Source organism: Micromonospora sp. D75, from assembly GCF_018070405.1.
GTDB classification, from domain to species: domain Bacteria; phylum Actinomycetota; class Actinomycetes; order Mycobacteriales; family Micromonosporaceae; genus Micromonospora; species Micromonospora chalcea.
The window spans coordinates 1-1,182 of sequence record NZ_JAGPXV010001016.1; the positions used below are offsets into that span (position 1 = coordinate 1).

At 72.8% G+C, this 1,182-nt stretch carries 1 protein-coding gene and 1 pseudogene; both read right to left on the bottom strand.

The window, feature by feature from the left end; translation table 11 throughout:
• Positions 1-757: S9 family peptidase (locus KBX39_RS31610; protein WP_210874084.1), on the bottom strand; the 757-nt coding region annotated here is incomplete at its 3' end.
• Between the two features lie 228 nt (positions 758-985).
• A pseudogene (locus KBX39_RS31615) lies at positions 986-1,182 on the bottom strand (nucleoside deaminase); the annotation flags it as partial.

The following is a 1,182-nucleotide window of genomic DNA, read 5'->3' on the forward strand; positions in this document are numbered from 1 at the left end:
TCGCGCGGACACTCGCCTCCACCGGCACGAGCAGGTCGTCCGCGCCGAAGATCGCCAGCAGCGGGCAGCGCAGGGCCGCCAGTGCCGGGGCGGGGTCGTAGTCCGCGATGCCCGCGATGAACGCGATGGACTCGGGTGTCGTCCCGGCGAGCATCGGATACCAGGAAGCGCCGTGCCAGTGCGCCTGCGCGACGTGCACGCGCGCCGGGTCGTCGCCCGACCGGACCCGCCGGATCTGGTCGCGTAGCAGGAGAAGCGCCTGCTGGATGTCCGTGTCGCTGAAGCCCTCCGCCGCGAGTTGGTGGCGGAGCCGGTACTCCTCCTGGATCCGTACGCTCACGCCCGGACCCGACACCGTCACCACCGCCGCGATCCCGTCGTCAGCGGCCGCCGCGAGGTGAGCCACCCAGCCGCCCTGGCTGCCGCCGATCAGCGCGACCGCGCCGGACAGCACGTCCGCGCGGCTCCGCACGGCCCGGACCGCTGCCACGGTCTCGTCGGCGCGGTCGGTCATGGTCTGACGGGTCCAGTCACCCGTTGACGCTCCGGAACCGGGCTTGTCGTAGGCGAGGCTCGCGAAGCCGGCTGCGGCCAGCCTCGTCTGCCACGACCCCTGGTCGCGGCCACCGGGACCGGAACCCTCGACGAAGACCACCGCCGGGTACGGCCCCGGCCAGGGCGGCCGGACGAAGTCGCCGACCAGCTCGTTCCCGTCGTCGAGGAACGAGAACTCCGCGGTCACCGGCTCGAACAACACCCCGCCGACCGTACGGGGTGCCTGCCACCCGCCCGAGTCCTCAGGCGACGGTGACGGGCCAGCCGTACGGCCGGCGGGTCTCCCGCCATCTCGTGCCCGTTCCGAACGCCTGGCTGTGAAGCAGCTCAGTCGCGTCGACCTTGGTCAGCAGCGCCGGAGCGAGCCCCCGGTCAGATGGGCCACACCGGCTCGGCGAGCCGCCATCTCCACCCGATCGGCGCCGATGGCCTAGTAGTGGTCCTCGATCGGCCGGCGCGCCTCGTCGAACAGCGCCGGTCCGTCGTACCGCACCGGGCGCGGCGCCGGGGTGGCCGGTTTGACCTGCTCGAACTGCTCGGTGGACAGCGCGTACACGACCCGGCCGAGGCCTGAGGCGTTGATCGCCTCGGTGCACATCGGGCAGGGCTGGCAGCTGGTGTACATCG